The organism is Streptomyces sp. CNT372, from assembly GCF_000377145.1.
The window spans coordinates 62,303-81,338 of sequence record NZ_KB897792.1; the positions used below are offsets into that span (position 1 = coordinate 62,303).

Below are 19,036 nucleotides of genomic sequence, written 5' to 3' on the forward strand. Positions count from 1 at the left end.
CCCGTAGGCTGGGCGGGCTATGACGAAGCCACCCCTCTCCGAGCTCCTGCACGCCGCCGTCACCGCTGTCGGCGGGGTGGAAAGACCTGGCCAGGCCGCCATGGCCGAGGCCGTCGCGGAGGCCGTCGACGACGGCTCCCACCTGCTGGTGCAGGCCGGCACCGGCACCGGAAAGTCACTCGGCTATCTGGTGCCCGCGCTGGCCCAGGGCGAGCGGGTGGTGGTCGCCACGGCGACCCTGGCGCTCCAGCGCCAGCTCGTCGAGCGCGACCTCCCGCGCACGGTGGACGCACTGCATCCGCTGCTGCGGCGGCGGCCCGAGTTCGCCATGCTCAAGGGGCGCTCCAACTACCTCTGCCTGCACCGGCTGCACGAGGGGGCGCCGCAGGACGAGGAGGAGGGACTCTTCGACCAGTTCGAGGCCGCCGCGCCCACCAGCAAGCTCGGTGCGGACCTGCTGCGGCTGCGGGACTGGTCGGACGAGACCGAGACGGGCGACCGGGACGACCTCACCCCGGGCGTCTCGGACCGCGCCTGGGGCCAGGTCTCGGTCTCCTCGCGGGAGTGCCTGGGCGCGTCCAAGTGCGCCTACGGAGCGGAGTGCTTCGCCGAGATGGCCCGGGAGCGGGCCAAGCTCGCCGATGTCGTGGTCACCAACCACGCGCTGCTGGCGATCGACGCGATCGAGGGCGCGCCGGTCCTGCCCCAGCACGAGGTGCTGATCGTGGACGAAGCCCATGAACTCGTCTCCCGGGTGACGGGGGTCGCCACGGGCGAACTCACTCCCGGGCAGGTCGGCCGGGCGGTCCGGCGGGCCGCCAAGCTGGTCAACGAGAAGGCGGCGGACGCCCTGCAGACCGCCTCGGAGACCTTCGAGCGCGTGATGGAACTGGCTCTGCCGGGCCGGCTGGAGGAGATCCCGGAGGACCTGGGCTATGCGCTGATGGCGCTGCGGGACGCCTCCCGCACGGTGATCAGCGCCATCGGCGCCACCCGCGACTCGTCGGTCCAGGACGAGGACGCGGTGCGCAAGCAGGCGCTGGCCTCCGTGGAGAGCGTCCACGCGGTCGCCGAACGCATCACGCACGGCTCGGAGTTCGACGTCGTCTGGTACGAGCGGCACGACCGCTTCGGGGCCTCGCTGCGGGTCGCGCCGCTGTCCGTCTCGGGGCTTCTGCGCGAGAAGCTGTTCACCGAGCGGTCGGTGGTGCTGACCTCCGCCACCCTCAAGCTGGGGGGTGACTTCAACGGAGTGGGCGCCTCGCTCGGGCTGGCCCCGGAGGGCACCGGCGGGGAGGACCTCCCGCAGTGGAAGGGCCTCGACGTCGGCTCGCCGTTCGACTACCCGAAGCAGGGCATCCTCTACGTGGCCCGGCATCTGGCCACCCCCGGCCGTGAGGGCTCGCGCGGCGACATGATGGACGAGCTGGCCGAGCTGATGGAGGCGGCGGGCGGTCGCACCCTCGGCCTCTTCTCCTCGATGCGCGCGGCGAAGGCGGCGGCGGAGGAGCTGCGCGGCCGGACGGAGAAGCCGGTCCTGCTCCAGGGCGAGGAGACCCTGGGCGAGCTGATCAAGCGCTTCGCGGCCGACCCGGAGACCTGTCTGTTCGGCACGCTCTCCCTGTGGCAGGGCGTGGACGTCCCCGGCCCGAGCTGCCAGCTCGTGGTCATGGACCGGATCCCCTTCCCGCGCCCGGACGACCCGCTGATGAGCGCCCGCCAGAAGGCCGTGGAGGAGGCGGGCGGCAACGGCTTCATGGCCGTCGCGGCGACCCACGCCGCCCTCCTTATGGCCCAGGGCGCGGGCCGCCTGGTCCGCGCCACCGGCGACCGGGGCGTCGTCGCCGTTCTCGACCCACGCCTGGCGAACGCGCGCTACGGCAGCTACTTGCGGGCCTCCCTCCCGGACTTCTGGTACACGGTCGACCGCAACCAGGCCCGCCGCTCCCTGGCCGCGATCGACGCGGCGGCCAGGGCCGAGGGCCGCTGACTCAAGGGCGGCCTGGCGTCCAGCCCGGGCGTGGCCCCGGCGGGAGCGGGCCGGCCGGAGGCACGTGACTCGCCCGGGCCGCGTCCGGCTTCACGCTTGCTCGGGCGGGCTGCGCCCGGGCTGGTCGCGGGCAGGACCCCCGGGCGGGGCTGCCTACGGTGGTGGCTGCTCTCGACCCGGGGGTGCGGGGCGTCGGCCCGGATCGGGGCCGGGTTCGCTGCGTCTTGCGGGCCCGGACTGCCACGGTCGCTGCCCCGGGCGGGGCCCACCACGGGCGCGTAGCTCGCCCGCGTGGTCCGGGCGCGGCAGCGCCGCTCCCGCCGGAGGCCCTGGTGGGCCCGCGGCCCCGGTCGGGGCGGGCGAGCGCGGGCCCGGCGGGCCGGCGGGGGCGCGCCTACGCTGGGAGGACGTGTTCCCGCCCCGCCGTACCGCGGCGGACGGAGGTGTCGGTCGTGGACGAGACCCTTCAGGACGCGAACGGGGCGCGCACCGCACCCCGCGGGGTGATGGGCGCCGGGTACGGCCGGCACGCGGAGGCCCAGCGTGCCGGGGCGGACGCCGCCCTGGACCTGCTGGACCGCGCGGTCGCCGCCATGGCCCCACCCGCCGACCACCCCCGTCGCTTCCGCCTCGCGGACCTTGGCTGCGCCGACGGAGCGAACTCCCTCTCACCCATGCACCGCGCCGTCAGCGGCCTGCGCCGCGCCCACGAGGGCGCGGACATCCTCGTCACGCACACCGACATCCCCGGCAACGACTTCAACGCGCTGTTCGAGCGCCTCGCCGGCCCCGGTTCCTACATCGCGCTGCCCGGCGTGTATGCCGCCGCCCGGTGCGGGTCGTTCTACGACCGCCTCTTCCCGGCTTCGGAGATCGATCTCGCCTGGAGCAGCATCGCCGTCCACTGGCTCTCCCGGCTGCCCGGCCCCCTGACCGGCCACATCTACGGGCCGCGCGCCTCGGGCCCGGTCCGGGCCGAACTGGCGCGCCGCGCAAGGGAGGACTGGCACGCCTTCCTTAGCCACCGGGCCGTGGAACTCGCTCCCGGCGGACAGCTCGTGGTCGTCGGCGGTGCGGCTGCCGAGGACGGTTCCAGCGGTGCCGAGGGAATCATGGACATGGCCGCCGACGAGCTGGAGACCATGCTCCGCCGGGGGCTTCTGTCCCAGGACAGCTGGGCGGAGATGGCGATTCCGACGTGGAACCGCACCGAGAGCGAGTACCTGGACGCGTTCACCGCGCCCGGCGTCGGCGGCCTCCTGACGCTGGAGGAGTCCGACTTCCTCGCTCTCCCCGACGCCGCGCACGAGCGCTTTCTCCGGAACGGGGACCCCGAGGTGTACGGGCAGGAGGTCGCGGCTTCCTTCCTCGTCGCGTTCGGGCCGTCGCTGTTCGGCTCGGGTGCCCGGCACGTGGCCGAGCGGTTCGGGACGGGCCTTGCGGAGCGGGTGCGCCGTGACCCCCAGGCCGCGGAGACCCACTGGCGTATCCGGCTGATCCGCGCCGCGCGGACGGACGCCCCGTCCCCGAGGCCCGTCTGATCGGGGTGCTCGCCGCGACGCACAGCCGGACCCCGGGACCGGCGCAGTGGATCCCGGGGTCCGGTCGGTGCCGGCAGGTGGTGGGTGGTCACACGCGCCGCAGGACCGCCACCACCTTGCCGAGGATCGTGGCGTCGTCGCCCGGGATGGGCTGGTAGGCCGCGTTGTGCGGGAGGAGCCAGACGTGGCCGTTCTCGCGCTTGAAGCGCTTGACCGTGGCCTCGCCGTCGAGCATCGCGGCGACGATGTCGCCGTTCTCCGCGACGGGCTGACGGCGGACGGTGACCCAGTCTCCGTCACAGATCGCGGCCTCGATCATGGAGTCGCCGACGACCTTGAGGACGAAGAGCTCACCGTCGCCGACGAGCTGCCGGGGGAGGGGGAAGACGTCCTCGACCGACTCCTCCGCGAGGATCGGGCCACCGGCGGCGATCCGGCCGACGAGCGGTACGTAGGAGGCGGCGGGCTTGCCCGTGGTGTCGGTGGGCTGGCTGCTGGGCTGGTCCGAGCCGCGGACCTCGTATGCACGGGGCCGGTGCGGGTCCCGCCGCAGGAAGCCCTTGCGCTCCAGGGCCATGAGCTGATGGGCGACCGACGAGGTGCTGGACAGGCCGACCGCCTGGCCGATCTCGCGCATCGACGGCGGGTATCCCCGGCGCTGCACGGAGTCGCGGATCACCTCGATGACCCGCCGCTGCCGGTCCGTCAGCCCGGAGCTGTCGGCCCTGATGCCCGGAGGTCGGCCGGGCAGGGAGCGGGCGGGCTTGGGCCCCTCCGGGCTCGTGAGTGCGTCATTCATGGCATGCACCGGCTCGTATCGGTTCTGGGAGCGGTCCTGGGCAGTGATGGCGGCACTGTCAGCGGTGGTGGTCACGTCGGCCCCTCTCGAATGGTCTCCCTAGCTGGACAACGGTAGTTGGTTTCGAAAGGTTGCGCCAAACACACGTTCGAGTGAAAATTCGCGGTTTTCCTCGCTCGTCCACCCGGCCGGGTGTATGCGCGTGTGTTCGGCGGGCGGTGGACCACCCGGTGAGGGCCTCCACCGTAGCGCCGCCGCCGGGCGCGGCCCCGGGGGCGTGGTGCGCCGGGCCCCGTCGTGTCGCAGGCACCCCGCGTGTGCGCGCGCCCGGCGTCCGCCACGAGTGGGAGACTGCCCGGCGTCGCGCACCGCCCCGGCCGGCCGTCCCCCGTCCGCCGCGCGCCCGCGCCGGACGCAGCCGCCCGCGACACGCCCGCCCGACACGCAGAGGGCACCCCAGTGGGACTCAACCCCACATGTAGTGGTTGGATGTTCCGCGTCGCCCAGAAGTTGTGGTCCCCGGGTCACTTGGGGCGTGAGTATCGCCTATGCTTGGGGATGCTTCCGGGGCTCAGCGAGCCTTTTGGGGCTATCTCGTCGTGCTGTGTAAGGAGGGGTTGGGAGCCATGCACTGTCCCTTCTGCAGGCACCCCGACAGCCGGGTCGTCGACAGCCGGACCACCGACGACGGGACGTCCATCCGACGCCGCCGCCAGTGCCCCGACTGCTCCCGTCGTTTCACGACGGTGGAGACCGCGTCGCTGATGGTGATCAAGCGCAGCGGCGTCACGGAACCCTTCAGCCGTACCAAGGTCATCTCCGGCGTGCGCAAGGCGTGCCAGGGGCGGCCGGTCACCGAGGACGCCCTCGCCAAGCTCGGCCAGCGGGTCGAGGAGGCGGTGCGCGCCACCGGCAGCGCCGAGCTGACCACCCACGACGTGGGTCTGGCCATACTCGGCCCCCTGCAGGAACTCGACCTCGTCGCGTACCTGCGGTTCGCGTCCGTCTACCGCGCGTTCGACTCGCTGGAAGACTTCGAGGCCGCCATCGCGGAACTCCGCGAACAACGGCCTCCCGCGCAGGAGGGCGGAAGTACGGGCGCCGTCGGGCTGCCCGTGCCCGCCACCACCGCCGACTGACCGGCGGTACCCGCAGGAGGAGCCCGGTTCCGGGCGGCCTCCGGTCCGCCGTGGGCGGCAACGACCTGTTCCGGGCGCTGTGAGCGACGCCCGGGACGACAGAAACACATGTGCCCAGGGAAGACATGGGCACTCCAGGGCGTTTTCGCCCGTATATGGGAGGCGGCATGACCGAGACGACGAGCGGCCCGGCACGAGGGGCCCGCACCAAGGGTGCCAAGGCGAACAAGGGGCTGCGCATCGAGCGCGTGCACACCACCCCCGGCGTGCACCCGTACGACGAGGTCGCCTGGGAGCGCCGTGACGTCGTCATGACCAACTGGCGCGACGGCTCGGTCAACTTCGAGCAGCGCGGCGTCGAGTTCCCCGACTTCTGGTCGGTCAACGCGGTCAACATCGTCACCAGCAAGTACTTCCGCGGAGCCGTCGGCACCCCGCAGCGCGAGACCGGTCTCAAGCAGCTGATCGACCGGATCGTGAAGACCTACCGCAAGGGCGGCGAGGACCACGGCTACTTCGCCTCCCCGGCGGACGCCGAGATCTTCGAGCACGAGCTCGCCTACGCCCTCCTGCACCAGATCTTCAGCTTCAACTCCCCGGTGTGGTTCAACGTCGGCACGCCCCAGCCACAGCAGGTGTCCGCCTGCTTCATCCTCTCCGTCGACGACTCCATGGAGTCGATCCTCGACTGGTACAAGGAAGAGGGCATGATCTTCAAGGGCGGCTCCGGCGCCGGCCTGAACCTCTCCCGCATCCGTTCCTCCAAGGAACTGCTCTCCTCCGGCGGCAACGCCTCCGGCCCGGTCTCCTTCATGCGCGGCGCCGACGCCTCCGCGGGGACGATCAAGTCCGGTGGCGCCACCCGCCGCGCGGCCAAGATGGTCATCCTGGACGTCGACCACCCCGACATCGAGGCCTTCATCGAGACCAAGGTGAAGGAGGAGGAGAAGATCCGCGCCCTGCGCGACGCGGGCTTCGACATGGACCTGGGCGGCGACGACATCACGTCCGTCCAGTACCAGAACGCCAACAACTCCGTCCGTGTGAACGACGCGTTCATGAAGGCCGTCGAGTCGGGCGGGAAGTTCGGTCTGACCTCCCGGATGACGGGCGACGTGATCGAGGAGGTCGACGCCAAGGCCCTCTTCCGCAAGATGGCCGAGGCCGCCTGGGCCTGCGCCGACCCGGGCATCCAGTACGACGACACGATCAACCACTGGCACACCTGCCCCGAGTCCGGCCGCATCAACGGCTCGAACCCGTGCAGCGAGTACATGCACCTGGACAACACCTCGTGCAACCTGGCCTCGCTGAACCTGATGAAGTTCCTCAAGGACGACGGCGAGGGCAACCAGTCCTTCGAGGTCGAGCGCTTCGCCAAGGTCGTCGAACTGGTCATCACCGCGATGGACATCTCCATCTCCTTCGCGGACTTCCCCACCCGGAAGATCGGCGAGAACACCCGCGCCTTCCGCCAGCTCGGCATCGGCTACGCCAACCTCGGCGCCCTGCTGATGGCGACCGGCCACGCCTACGACTCCGACGGGGGCCGCGCGCTGGCCGGCGCGATCACCTCGCTGATGACCGGCACCTCCTACCGCCGCTCCGCCGAACTGGCCGCGGTCGTCGGCCCGTACGACGGCTACGCCAAGAACGCCACGCCGCACAAGCGGGTCATGAAGCAGCACGCCGACGCCAACGCCGCGGCCGTCCGCATGGACGACCTCGACACCCCGGTGTGGGCCGCGGCCACGGAGGCCTGGCAGGACGTGATCCGCCTCGGCGAGAAGAACGGCTTCCGCAACTCCCAGGCGTCCGTCATCGCCCCGACCGGCACCATCGGTCTCGCGATGTCCTGCGACACCACCGGCCTGGAGCCCGACCTCGCGCTGGTCAAGTTCAAGAAGCTGGTCGGCGGCGGCTCGATGCAGATCGTCAACGGCACCGTGCCGCAGGCCCTGCGCCGTCTCGGCTACCAGCCGGAGCAGATCGAGGCGATCGTCGCCCACATCGCCGACCACGGCAACGTGATCGACGCCCCGGGCCTGAAGACCGAGCACTACGAGGTCTTCGACTGCGCCATGGGCGAGCGCTCCATCTCCGCGATGGGCCACGTCCGCATGATGGCCGCCATCCAGCCGTGGATCTCGGGCGCCCTCTCCAAGACGGTCAACATGCCCGAGTCGGCCACCGTCGAAGAGGTCGAGGAGATCTACTTCGAGGCGTGGAAGATGGGCGTCAAGGCGCTCGCGATCTACCGCGACAACTGCAAGGTCGGCCAGCCCCTCTCCGCCAAGACCAAGGAGAAGGAGAAGGAGAAGGCCGAGATCACCGAGAAGGCCGAGGACACGATCCGCGCCGCGGTCGAGAAGGTCGTCGAGTACCGTCCGGTCCGCAAGCGCCTCCCCAAGGGCCGCCCGGGCATCACGACCTCCTTCACCGTCGGCGGCGCCGAGGGCTACATGACGGCCAACTCCTACCCGGACGACGGCCTGGGCGAGGTCTTCCTCAAGATGTCCAAGCAGGGCTCGACCCTCGCGGGCATGATGGACGCCTTCTCGATCGCCGTCTCCGTCGGCCTCCAGTACGGGGTTCCGCTGGAGACCTACGTCTCGAAGTTCACCAACATGCGCTTCGAGCCGGCCGGTATGACGGACGACCCGGACGTGCGGATGGCCCAGTCGATCGTCGACTACATCTTCCGCCGCCTGGCGCTCGACTTCCTGCCCTTCGAGACGCGCTCCGCGCTCGGCATCCACTCCGCCGAGGAGCGCCGCCGCCACCTGGAGACCGGCTCCTACGAGCCGGCCGACGACGAGGTCGACGTCGAGAGCCTGGCCCAGTCCGCGCCCGTCCAGCAGCGGGAGGCCCAGGCGGTCGCCACGCCGTCCGCCGCGGTCCCGGCCCCGCAGCAGGCCCACACCTCGGCCGAACTGGTCGAGATGCAGCTCGGTATCAGCGCCGACGCCCCGCTCTGCTTCTCCTGCGGCACCAAGATGCAGCGCGCCGGCTCCTGCTACATCTGCGAGGGCTGCGGCTCGACCAGCGGCTGCAGCTGACGCACCCCGACCCCGGGTGGCGCCCGGCCGTGAGTGAGGCCGGGTGACGGACGGCGGGAGGCGGGGAGGTCCCTGGGACCTCCCCGCCTCCGTGTATCCGGGCGGCGCTCCGTGTGTCGTCCGGTGCGACGGTGTCCGCGCGCGCCTGGAGGCGTTCAGCGGCCCATCAGACCGCTGAACGCCTCCAGGTCGGTGTCGAAGCCCCGCAGGCCGCCGTGGAAGACCCAGGCGCCCGCCTCGTCCCTGCGGAAGGAGCAGAGGACCGCTGCCGTGCTGTCCGCCACCTCGCCCAGGTCGTAGGAGGCCAGCTCGGTGTACCCCTCGGTCACCTTCACCCCGGTCCCGGCGACGTCGCCGAAGACCAGGCGCCCGTGCCGCTGCTGGGCGACCACGCCCACGATCACCCGGTCGTAGCGGTCGGCCAGCCGGTCGCACTCGACCGTCAGCACCTCGTCCGCCCCGAAGCCCTGCCCGGTTCCGCTCTGGCGCGCCAGGATGATCGTCCCGTCCGGCGACCTGCTGTCGAAATGGACCACGTAGGCGGGGTCGCTCGCGCCCTGCTCGTAGGCCGCCGCCACCAGGTCGAGGTCGTGGGGCGCCTCGCCCAGCGGGCTCGGGTCCCACTTCAGTGCCACTTCGGCCTTGTGCACGCCCTTGCTGAGGCTGCTCACCCGGTTTCCCCCTCCGTAACTGCGCGAATTCCTTTCAGGGTTGACCGTATCGGCTCCACGCGGCGCGTGGCGGGGTGATCGCGGACGGGACGGTGGGCGGGAGGTGCGCGGGCGGGGCGCGTGACCGGATCACGGCCGGGTGTGACCGGATCCGGTGCACGCACCGGCGCACCGGAGCACGCGCGGACGCAACCGGGCGGAGCGTGACCGGGGCCACGTTCCGCGCCGTACGATGGCGCGGTGCTGGTCAAGTGGATTCGCTGCACCGTGGTGGACCGTCGGGGGTTCGAGCGGGGGCAGCGGAAGTGGGCGGGATTGCCGGGGGAGCCGGGCTTCCGGGGGCAGGGCGGCGGCTGGAGCCGCCTGCGCCCGAACGTCGCGCATGTCGTCGCGTTCTGGGAGAGCCGTCCCTTCTACGACTCGTTCATGGCGCGCTCGCACGACCGGCTTGCCGCGGGCCAGGCCGGCACCTACAAGGATGCCCAGGTCACGCTGTTCGAGCACCGCTTCGACGTGCGGACCGGCTTCGAGCCCAGGTTCACGGACGCCGATGTGCTGCGTGTGGCGCACTGCCGGGTGAGGGCCGAGCGGGTCGAGCACTTCTCGCTGATGCAGGAGAAGGTCTGGAACCCGGCCATGGCGGGCTCCCCGGGGATGGTCCGCGGACTGTTCGGCGAGGCCCCGGGCAACGAGTTCCTGGTGCTCTCGATGTGGCAGTCCGCCGCCGAGCACGGCAAGTACCGGCAGGAGCGGATAGAACGCCTGCTGCTGCGCGCCCGGACCGAGGCGGACATAGCGGCCCTGGCGGGGGACGTGGTGGAGCTGGAGCCGTCCTGGACCGTCTGAGCCGGGCCGGCACCTGGACCGGAGCCCGGCCGGGACCTGGACCGTCTGAGCCGGGCCGGGACCTGGACCGGAGCCGGTCCGGCACTACCGGGACGGCATGCGGGTCCGCGTGCGCGGGCGGCCGTAGGGTCGTGTCATGGCACGACCGCGACGCATCGTCCTCGTCCGGCACGGGGAGTCGACCGGGAACGTCGACGACACCGTCTACGAGCGGGAACCCGATCACGCCCTCCGGCTGACCGACCGCGGGCTCGGCCAGGCCGAGGAGACCGGCGAACGGCTGCGCGCGCTCATGGGCCGGGAGCACGTCAGCGTCTACATCTCCCCCTACCGCCGCACCCACGACACCTTCCGCGCCTTCCGGCTCGACCCCGGCCTGGTGCGCGTTCGGGAGGAGCCGAGGCTGCGCGAGCAGGACTGGGGCAACTGGCAGGACCGCGACGACGTACGCGTCCAGAAGGCCAACCGCGACGCCTACGGGCACTTCTTCTACCGCTTCGCCCAGGGTGAGTCCGGGGCGGACGTCTACGACCGCGTCGGTGCCTTCCTGGAGAGCCTGCACCGCAGCTTCGCGGATCCGGACCACCCGGAGAACGTCCTGCTGGTGACGCACGGGCTGACCATGCGGCTGTTCTGCATGCGCTGGTTCCACTGGTCGGTGGCGGAGTTCGAGTCGCTCTCCAATCCGGGCAACGGGGAGATCCGGGTCCTGGAGCTGTGCGAGGACGGCCGCTACCGTCTTGACCGGCCGTTCGACCGGTGGCGGACCCCACAGCCGTACGGCGTCACCGGATAGAGTGGCGGGAAGATGACCGCAGAATCCTCTCGCGAGAGGCGCTTCGCACGCGCCCTGGACAGCCTGCGCGGACTGTCCGTGGGAGACGCCTTGGGCTCCCAGTTCTTCGTACCTTCCCACTACCCCCTGCTGAAGCGGCGCGAGCTGCCGCCGGCCGACTGGCAGTGGACCGACGACACCGAGATGGCCTGCTCGGTCCTGGCCGTCCTGGCCCGGCACGACCGGGTGGACCAGGACGCCCTGGCCCGCTCCTTCGCCGAGCACCACGACTTCGACCGCGGGTACGGCCCCGCCGTCAACCGCCTGCTGCGCCTGGTCCGGGAGGGCGGCGACTGGCGCGAGCTGTCCTCCGCCCTCTTCAAAGGCCAGGGTTCCTGGGGCAACGGCTCCGCGATGCGGATCGCGCCGCTGGGCGCCTGGTACGCGGACGACCCGGAGCAGGCCACCCACCAGGCCGAGATCTCCTCGTACCCCACCCACCAGCACCGCGAGGCGGTCGTCGGCGCGATGGCCGTGGCCGCCGCGGCCGCACTCGTCGCCGATCCCGCCGGCCCGCCGTCGCCGGAGGACCTGCTGGACGGCGTGGTCGCCCTGGTGCCCCGCAGCGCCGTCGGCGCGGGGCTGCGCCGGGCCCGGGACATGCTCGACTACGGCGACGCCGGGACCGTGGCCGCCGTCCTGGGCAGCGGACGCCGCACCAGCGCGCACGACACGGTGCCGTTCGCTCTCTGGTCGGCCGCGCGGTCGCTGGACGACTTCGAGCGGGCCTTCTGGACCACCGCCCAGGTCGGCGGGGACGTGGACACCACGTGCGCGATCGCCTGCGGTGTGGTCGCCGCGGGGCGGGCCGGACAGCCGCCCGAGGGCTGGCTGGAGCGCACCGAAGCCCTGCCGGAGTGGCTGCCGGACGCGCCCCTGGCGTGAGCCCGCCAAGTCGTGACCTGATCCGGGTGTCGCGCGGCGCGGGCGGCGGCGTACGCTTGCTGGCGCCATGCCGTACGAAGCACCCACCCACACAGTCGAGCGATCGATCCGGGCGACCACCGGAGCCAGGATCGTCGCTGGTGTCGACGAAGTGGGCCGGGGGGCGTGGGCGGGGCCGGTGACCGTCTGCGCGGCGATCACCGGACTGCGCCGGCCGCCCGACGGGCTCACCGACTCCAAGCTGATCACCCCGAGGCGCCGTACCGAGCTCGCGGGCCTGCTGGAGTCCTGGGTCACGGCTCACGCGCTCGGGCACGCGTCGCCCGAGGAGATAGACGAGCTGGGCATGACGGCGGCTCTCCGGCTCGCCGCCGTGCGGGCGTTGGACGGGCTGCCGGTACGTCCCGACGCCGTCATCCTCGACGGCAAGCACGACTATCTCGGCGTGCCGTGGCAGGTCCGCACGGTCATCAAGGGGGACCGGTCGTGCGTGGCCGTGGCCGCCGCCTCGGTGATCGCCAAGGTTCGCAGGGACGCCATGATGGCCGAACTGCACCAGGACTACGGAGACTTCGCCTTCGGGGAGAACGCCGGCTACCCCTCGCCCGTCCACAAGGCGGCACTCGCGGAACTCGGCCCCACCCCGCACCACCGGCTGAGCTGGGCCTACCTCGATGCGTTGCCCCGGTGGCGGCATCTGAAGAAGGTCCGGCAGACGCCGGAAACGGCCGCACCGGAAGGCGGAGGCCAGCTCGGCTTCGACTTCTGAACCGCGCCCGGCGCGCGGCGGTTCGCACTTTTGTGCCTACCCGCTGATGCCATGCGCACCGACATTTGATAGACATCCACCCATGCCTCTCATCCCCGAGGAGCCTCAGATTCACGAGAGTGCCCAGGGTCCCCGCGTCACTCCGGCCGCAGGCCGCACCGCGCCGACCCCTCGCCCCGTACCCGGTCCGCGTTCCGCGGCCTCGCCGCGTCCCGGACACCCGGGGCCCGGTCCGGCCCGGCCCGCTCCGTCCGGACAGCGCCCGGTCGCTGCCCGGAAGTCCCCGCCGCCCGCGCCCGCCGCGCAGGGCAACCGCCCCGGGCCGCAGATCCAGTTGATCCCCGCCCCGGTGAGCGGCGCGCTCGACGCCGCGGACGAGGCCGTCGACCTGCTGCTCGACACCGGTCGCGCGCCGGGCGACGTCCTGGTCCTGACCACCGGTGACCGGCACCCGTGGGCGGAGCACGAGCTCTCCTTCGGCGAGCTGTCCTACTGGGCGCAGCACGACGCGGGGGATGACGTGTTCCACGCCGCCGCCTCCGCCGTGGACCGCACGGCCACCCGGCCCGTGGTGGTCGTCGCGGTCAACGGCGGCTCCGACCAGGCCGCGGCGACCGCGCTGCCCGCCGCCATGGCCAAGGCGTCGGCGCTGTTGATCGTCTGCGGCGACCCGCAGACGATCAACACGGTCCTGGGCTCTCCGGCCGGCTGACCGCCCCGGCGCTCACACCGAGGGCCGGCGCCGGGCCCGGCCCACCGCGGGCCGGGTCAGCGGGCCGCGGTGCGCCGGAGGACGTCCGGCGCACCGCCCGCGGTGCGGAGCGGCATCGGGGCGCGGTCGAGCACGGTGTCGGTCAGACGCCCCGGCGTGGACGTGGAGTTGGGCTGCCGCCCGCCGCGCCCCTCGCCGAGGACCTGCCAGCCGCCGCGTGTCAGCGTGATGTACGCGCCGCAGCGCAGCCCGTGCAGCGTGCACGCGTCACGCAGCCCCCACATCCAGGCCCCGTCCTCCTCCGTCCAGCGTTCGTCGCCGTCGCGGCAGTACAGCAGTACCGCCGTCCGCGCCGGGGCGCGGCGGCGGAGGTCGTGCGGGATCACACGGCGCAGGTGGTCCAGCAGCGCGTTGCGGAAGTCCCAGCCGTCCACGGGGTCGGAGCGGCGGGAGAACGACGCGCTGGCGGCCAGCCGTTCCTCGTGGTCGAGCACGGCGACGACGGCCGTCGCCGGCACGGGGCGATGGCGCGCGTGCAGCCCACTGACCACCTCGCGCGGGTTGCGCAGCAGCGGGATTCCGGCTGCCGCCCACTCGGCGGGTTCGAGCATCCGGGCGAGGCGGCTGGCCGCGTTGGCCGACGCGGTGATCGTAGAGGCTGCGGACGAAGCGAATCCGAAGGTCACGGTCCTCCCTTCGCATACGCGCCCACAGAGCGGGCAGGGTCGGGTGAGGGCGCACCACGGCAGGGCCCATCAAGGCCGAATCGGGCCCGAGCGGGGAGCAGTTCAATTCTTCCTGTCGCGTGACCGTGCGGCAACGAGCAATTTGGCGCTACGGACGGGAATCAGCGGGTATGTGGCTCATATCCCTGCCCACTGGACGCCAGTTCACTCACGCGGAGCGACCGGAGGGCGCTCGGGAGGCCCGCGCGAGCCCCCTGGTGCCCCCACCCCGGGAACGGGCCCCCGCTCCCGCATCACCCCGGCCCGTGCCCGGCGATCACGACTGGATGGCGAGGACCAGCGGAAACACCCCCTTCGCACCCGCTCTGACCAGCAGACGTGAGGCGACGGCGAGCGTCCAGCCGGTGTCCGCGTAGTCGTCGACCAGCAGCACCGGCCCCTCGGCTCCTGCGAGCGCCTGCTGCAACCCGGCCGGCACCGTGAACGCCTCGTGCAGGGCCCGGACCCGCTGGGCGCTGTTCGTCCGGGAGACATGCGCGTCCGCCGACTCCGGAACGTAGTCGACCGATCCGAGCAGCGGCATACGGCCGACCTCCGCGATCCGTTCCCCGAGCGAGCCGACCAGCGCCGGCCGCGACCTGGACGCGATGGTGACGACACCGGCTGGGCGGGGCGGGGCGTCCGCCGCGCCCGACGCCCAACCGCCGGGCCCTCTGGCCCAGTCGGACAGGACCGTGACAACGGCGCCGAGCATGTCGTCCGGCACCGGGCCGTCCGGGGCCTGGGGGGCGACCATCGGACGGAGCCGGTTGCCCCAGCCGATGTCCGACAGGCGGCCGAGCGCCCTCCCGGGGAAGGACTGCTCGCCCTCCGGGATGCGGCCCTTGAGGTTGACGCCGACCGCCGCCAGACCCGTCGGCCACATCTTCCTCGGCTCCAGGTCCACTCCCGGGCGGCCCAGTTCACCCCGTGCCGCGTCCAGTGCCGCGGCGGACACCTTGTCGCTGAACCGGGCCCCGGCGCAGTTGTCGCAGCGGCCGCAGGGTGCGGCCTCCTCGTCGTCCAGCCGCAGGCGGAGGAACTCCATCCGGCAGGCCGTCGTGCTCGCGTAGTCCCGCATGGCCTGCTGCTCGGCCTCGCGCTGCCGGGCCACCCACGCGTACCGCTCGGAGTCGTACGTCCATGGCCGGCCGGTCGCCGTCCAGCCGCCCTTGACACGGTGCACCGCACCGTCGACGTCGAGGACCTTGAGCATCGTCTCCAGGCGGGTGCGGCGGAGTTCCACAAGAGGTTCCAGCGCCGGGAGCGACAACGGCCGGTCCGCCTGCGCCAGCACGTCCAGGGTGCGCCGGACCAGTTCCTCGGGAGGGAAGGCGACCGAGGCGAAGTACTTCCAGATCGCCTCGTCCTCCCTGCCCGGCAGCAGCAGCACCTCCGCGTGCTCCACCCCGCGGCCCGCACGGCCCACCTGCTGGTAGTAGGCGATGGGGGAGGAGGGGGAGCCGAGGTGGACCACGAAGCCCAGGTCGGGCTTGTCGAAGCCCATGCCGAGCGCCGAGGTCGCCACCAGTGCCTTCACACGGTTGGCGAGGAGATCGTCCTCCGCCTGCTGGCGGTCCGCGTTCTCCGTGCGGCCCGTGTAGGAGGACACGGTGTGACCGCACTGGCGCAGATAGGCGGTCACCTCCTCGGCCGCGGCGACCGTGAGGGTGTAGACGATCCCGGACCCGGGCAGCTCGCCGAGATGGTCGGCCAGCCAGGCGAGCCGGTGAGCCGCGTCGGGGAGTTGCAGCACGCCCAGGCTGAGACTCTCCCGGTCCAGGGGGCCACGCAGCACGAGAGCGTCGGTGCCCGCCCCCGTGCCGAGCTGCTCCGCGACATCGGCGGTGACGCGGGCGTTCGCCGTGGCCGTCGTGGCGAGCACCGGAACACCGGGAGGCAGGTCCGCCAGCATGGTGCGCAGCCTGCGGTAGTCCGGGCGGAAGTCGTGGCCCCAGTCGGAGATGCAGTGGGCCTCGTCGACGACCAGCAGCCCGGTGGCGGCCGCCAGACTGGGCAGGACCTGATCGCGGAAGTCGGGGTTGTTCAGGCGCTCGGGGGAGACGAGCAGCACGTCGACCTCGCCGTCCGCGACCTCCGCCTGGACCGTCTCCCACTCCTCCGTGTTGGCCGAGTTGATGGTCCGGGCGCGGATCCCGGCCCGCGCCGCCGCCTCGACCTGGTTGCGCATGAGCGCGAGGAGGGGCGAGACGATGACCGTCGGGCCGCTGCCCTGCGCCCGGAGCAGCGAGGTCGCGACGAAGTACACGGCCGACTTGCCCCAGCCCGTGCGCTGGACGACCAGAGCCCGGCGTCTGTCGGCCACGAGCGCCTCGATCGCGCGCCACTGGTCCTCCCGAAGCCGGGCGGTGCCCGTGGGGTCGGCCACGAGTCGGGCGAGGACGGAATCGGCGGCGGCTCGGAGCTCCGCACGGTCTGCGTTGGTCATGCCCCCATGCAACCCGATGGGACCGACAGAGCGCGAACGAGGCCGCCGGCCTGTGGACAACTTGTCCACAGGGGGTCGCGGGCCGGGAAAAGCCGCGAGACGGTCATGCCATGAACAAGCACTATTCATCCGGACCCCGGCTCACGGGAGACCGTCAGATCACCCTGCGCAGCCCGGCCGAACTGGTCGACGCGCTGCCCTACATGATGGGTTTCCACCCGAACGACTCGATCGTGCTCGTGACCCTCCACGGCAGTGAGGGCAGGTTCGGCGGCCGGCTCCGGGTCGGCATCCCCCGGTCGCCCGACGAGTGGGAGCCCGTGGCGGACCAGGTCGCCGAGTGCCTGATCCGCGGCAGCCGACGCCGGGGCGCGCACCCCGACGGCATGATCGTCTTCCTCTGCCGGGACCCGGCGCCGGGGGAGGGCGGAGCCCAGGTCGTGGAGCGGCTCCGACCGCTGGCCCAGTACCTGCGCGTCGCCTGCGGCGCCCTGGAGGTGCCGGTGTACGAGGCGCTGTGCGTCTCCGGCGGCCGCTTCTGGTCGTACTGCTGTCCCGACGCCCGCTGCTGCCCGGCCGACGGGACACCGCTCCCGCTGAACGGCACCTCGGTGATGGCGGCGGCCGCGGCCCGCGCGGGACTTCAGGTCCGCGGCACGCAGAAGGAGATGGAGGCCAGGCTGGTTCCGGCGTACACACCCCGGGCCATGGCGCAGGCCGTGGAGCTGGACGCCGTGGGGGCGGCGCTCGTCGCCCGGGCCGTCGAGGAAGGGGGACGCAGGCAACTGGCCGCCGAGACCCTGGCACTGGCCCGCGACGCGCTGGAGCGGTTCGCGGCCGCACCCGGCGGCGGCACGGGTCCAGGGACGGACGCCGAGGACGACCTGCTCCTCACGGACCGCGAGGCCGCCGAGCTGATCATCGGCCTCCAGGACCGCCGGACCCGGGACCGGGCGGCCCAGTGGATGGAAGGGCGGGACGCGGGGCCGGCGCTGCGCCTGTGGCGTGCCCTGGCCCGGCGCTGCGTGGCCGTGCACCAGGGATACGCGGCGGCTCCGCTCACCCTGGCGGGATGGGTTTCCTGGTCGATGGGGGACGAGCCCTCGGCGCGTGTGGCGCTCGGTCTCGCCCTGCAGGCCGATCCCGACTACGTCTTCGCGCAACTCCTCCACCAGGCGTGCAACGAGGGCCTGGACTTGGAGACGCTCCGGCGCTGTCTGCGCCACGACCAGGACTGGCCCGCCGCGCCGCCGGGGCCGGGGGAATCGACGGCGGCCGGGCCGGCCGCGCCTGCCCTGTCGGCCGAGCCTCCCCTGCCGGCCGATCAGGCCGACTCCCCGCCCGCTGTCCCTCGATCAGGTGATGGAAATCCTGGGCCCCGCGATGCGGAGCAGACGCGTACCGGCCGGCCCGGCGAGGCGACCCGACCGGAGGCGGAGGCGGGCCCGGCACCGGAGGAGACGGCCGACGCCCCCGTACTGCCGAAGCGGGGCGCCCGCCGTGCCCGCCGCCGTCTACGCCCGCCGGCCCGTACCCCCCGGGGCACGGGGGCGCCGTCCGCCTCGCGCCGCGCCACGGCGCCCGGCGGAGAGAGGAGCGGCGGTCGATGACGCGTTCAGGACGAGGCGCCGCGCCCCGTGCGCCGCCCCCGCGGTTACGGGCCGCACTGCGCACACCGGAGCCAGCCGGAAACCGTCGCCGCCCGTGCGGAAGGCTGTCTTTATCGTCAGGCAGACGACTATGATCGCCACATGTCTCCCTACGACCCGTCGGCCTTCCCTCCCTTCGCCGTCACCGTCGACCTGGTCGTGCTCACCGTGCGCCGTCACGCGCTCTGCGCGCTCGTCGTGCGCCGCGGGGAGCCGCCGTACCAGGGTCGTTGGGCACTGCCCGGCGGCTTTGTGCGGGACGACGAGGATCTCGGCGCCGCCGCGGCACGCGAGCTCGCCGAGGAGACCGGGCTCAGCGCGCACGACCCCGCGTCGCCCGCCTCCGGGAACGGTGCCCACCTGGAGCAACTCGCCACCTACGGGGCTCCGGACCGGGACCCGCGCATGCGGGTCGTCAGCGTCGCCCACCTGGTGCTGGCGCCCGACCTGCCGGCCCCCCGGGCCGGCGGCGACGCCAACCTCGCGCGCTGGGCGCCGGTCGACGAACTGCTGGGACCGGAGACAGAGGCCGCCCGGCAGGACGGCCCCCCGGCACCGCTCGCCTTCGACCACGCGCTGATCCTGTCGGACGGTGTCGAGCGCGCCCGGTCGAAGATCGAGTACTCGTCACTGGCGACGGCCTTCTGCCCTCCGGAGTTCACCGTCGGGGAACTCAGGAGGGTCTACGAAGCCGTGTGGGGGGTGGCGCTCGACCCGCGCAACTTCCACCGAAAGGTGACCGGTACGCCGGGATTCCTCGTCCCGGCGGGGGGCACCACCACGCGCCAGGGCGGTCGCCCCGCCCAGTTGTTCCGTGCCGGGGGTGCGACGCTGCTCAATCCGCCGATGCTGCGCCCGGAGGTCTGAGCGCCGGAGGGCTGAGGGTTTGGAGGTCCGGGGGCCGCACCGTGCCGCCGTCCGGGACATCCGGCTCGGCTCGGTGCCACCCGGGCGGGATTCGGTGCGC

The 19,036-nt window shown here is 72.8% G+C and carries 15 protein-coding genes; 11 read left to right on the forward strand and 4 right to left on the reverse strand.

The window, feature by feature from the left end; translation table 11 throughout:
• Nucleotides 1–19 precede the first annotated feature (19 nt).
• Together C593_RS0126600 and C593_RS31115 are read left to right on the forward strand one after the other, a co-directional pair.
• Nucleotides 20–1,990: an ATP-dependent DNA helicase gene (locus C593_RS0126600; protein ID WP_018850373.1), complete on the forward strand. Its 1,971-nt coding sequence runs from the start codon at nt 20–22 to the stop codon at nt 1,988–1,990.
• 452 nt (nt 1,991–2,442) lie between these two features.
• A complete protein-coding gene (locus C593_RS31115; RefSeq protein ID WP_018850374.1) occupies nt 2,443–3,531 on the forward strand; it encodes a class I SAM-dependent methyltransferase in 1,089 nt (362 codons plus the stop codon).
• Between the two features lie 88 nt (nt 3,532–3,619).
• On the opposite strand, the gene lexA is transcribed toward C593_RS31115, so the two are convergent.
• Complete coding sequence (lexA, locus tag C593_RS0126610; RefSeq protein ID WP_018850375.1) at nt 3,620–4,405, reverse strand: transcriptional repressor LexA; 786 nt, start codon at nt 4,403–4,405, stop codon at nt 3,620–3,622.
• 551 nt (nt 4,406–4,956) lie between these two features.
• Between lexA and nrdR the strand changes: the two genes are divergently transcribed.
• Together nrdR and C593_RS0126620 are read left to right on the forward strand one after the other, a co-directional pair.
• Complete coding sequence (gene nrdR, locus C593_RS0126615) at nt 4,957–5,469, forward strand: transcriptional regulator NrdR (protein ID WP_018850376.1); 513 nt, start codon at nt 4,957–4,959, stop codon at nt 5,467–5,469.
• A gap of 167 nt (nt 5,470–5,636) precedes the next feature.
• Nucleotides 5,637–8,528 (forward strand): vitamin B12-dependent ribonucleotide reductase, encoded by a 2,892-nt coding sequence (locus C593_RS0126620; protein ID WP_020610400.1) that lies wholly within the window; start codon nt 5,637–5,639, stop codon nt 8,526–8,528.
• A gap of 155 nt (nt 8,529–8,683) precedes the next feature.
• On the opposite strand, the gene C593_RS0126625 is transcribed toward C593_RS0126620, so the two are convergent.
• Entirely contained in the window at nt 8,684–9,199 is a 516-nt protein-coding gene (locus tag C593_RS0126625) for a TerD family protein (RefSeq protein ID WP_018850378.1), read from the reverse strand.
• 240 nt (nt 9,200–9,439) lie between these two features.
• Between C593_RS0126625 and C593_RS0126630 the strand changes: the two genes are divergently transcribed.
• The 5 genes from C593_RS0126630 (at nt 9,440) to C593_RS32090 (ending at nt 13,246) form a co-directional block, all read left to right on the forward strand.
• Nucleotides 9,440–10,045, forward strand: a complete 606-nt coding sequence (locus tag C593_RS0126630) for a YdbC family protein (protein ID WP_026278104.1) — start codon at nt 9,440–9,442, stop codon at nt 10,043–10,045.
• Between the two features lie 136 nt (nt 10,046–10,181).
• Nucleotides 10,182–10,841, forward strand: a complete 660-nt coding sequence (locus C593_RS0126635) for a histidine phosphatase family protein (protein ID WP_018850380.1) — start codon at nt 10,182–10,184, stop codon at nt 10,839–10,841.
• Between the two features lie 12 nt (nt 10,842–10,853).
• A complete protein-coding gene (locus C593_RS0126640) occupies nt 10,854–11,765 on the forward strand; it encodes an ADP-ribosylglycohydrolase family protein (RefSeq protein WP_026278105.1) in 912 nt (303 codons plus the stop codon).
• A 67-nt stretch (nt 11,766–11,832) separates the two neighbouring features.
• The gene (locus C593_RS0126645; protein ID WP_026278106.1) at nt 11,833–12,534 is read left to right on the forward strand and encodes a ribonuclease HII; all 702 of its coding nucleotides are present in this window, start codon (nt 11,833–11,835) and stop codon (nt 12,532–12,534) included.
• A gap of 82 nt (nt 12,535–12,616) precedes the next feature.
• On the forward strand, nt 12,617–13,246 hold the full coding sequence (locus tag C593_RS32090; RefSeq protein ID WP_026278107.1) for a hypothetical protein: 630 nt from the start codon (nt 12,617–12,619) through the stop codon (nt 13,244–13,246).
• Between the two features lie 56 nt (nt 13,247–13,302).
• On the opposite strand, the gene C593_RS0126655 is transcribed toward C593_RS32090, so the two are convergent.
• Together C593_RS0126655 and C593_RS0126660 are read right to left on the reverse strand one after the other, a co-directional pair.
• Nucleotides 13,303–13,932 (reverse strand): hypothetical protein, encoded by a 630-nt coding sequence (locus C593_RS0126655; protein ID WP_018850384.1) that lies wholly within the window; start codon nt 13,930–13,932, stop codon nt 13,303–13,305.
• A gap of 316 nt (nt 13,933–14,248) precedes the next feature.
• The gene (locus tag C593_RS0126660) at nt 14,249–16,420 is read right to left on the reverse strand and encodes a RecQ family ATP-dependent DNA helicase (protein ID WP_018850385.1); all 2,172 of its coding nucleotides are present in this window, start codon (nt 16,418–16,420) and stop codon (nt 14,249–14,251) included.
• A 110-nt stretch (nt 16,421–16,530) separates the two neighbouring features.
• On the opposite strand from C593_RS0126660, the gene C593_RS30590 reads away from it, so the two are divergent.
• The gene (locus C593_RS30590; protein ID WP_018850386.1) at nt 16,531–18,030 is read left to right on the forward strand and encodes a DUF4192 family protein; all 1,500 of its coding nucleotides are present in this window, start codon (nt 16,531–16,533) and stop codon (nt 18,028–18,030) included.
• A gap of 141 nt (nt 18,031–18,171) precedes the next feature.
• On the forward strand, nt 18,172–18,936 hold the full coding sequence (locus C593_RS0126670) for an NUDIX domain-containing protein (protein WP_018850387.1): 765 nt from the start codon (nt 18,172–18,174) through the stop codon (nt 18,934–18,936).
• Nucleotides 18,937–19,036 lie beyond the last annotated feature (100 nt).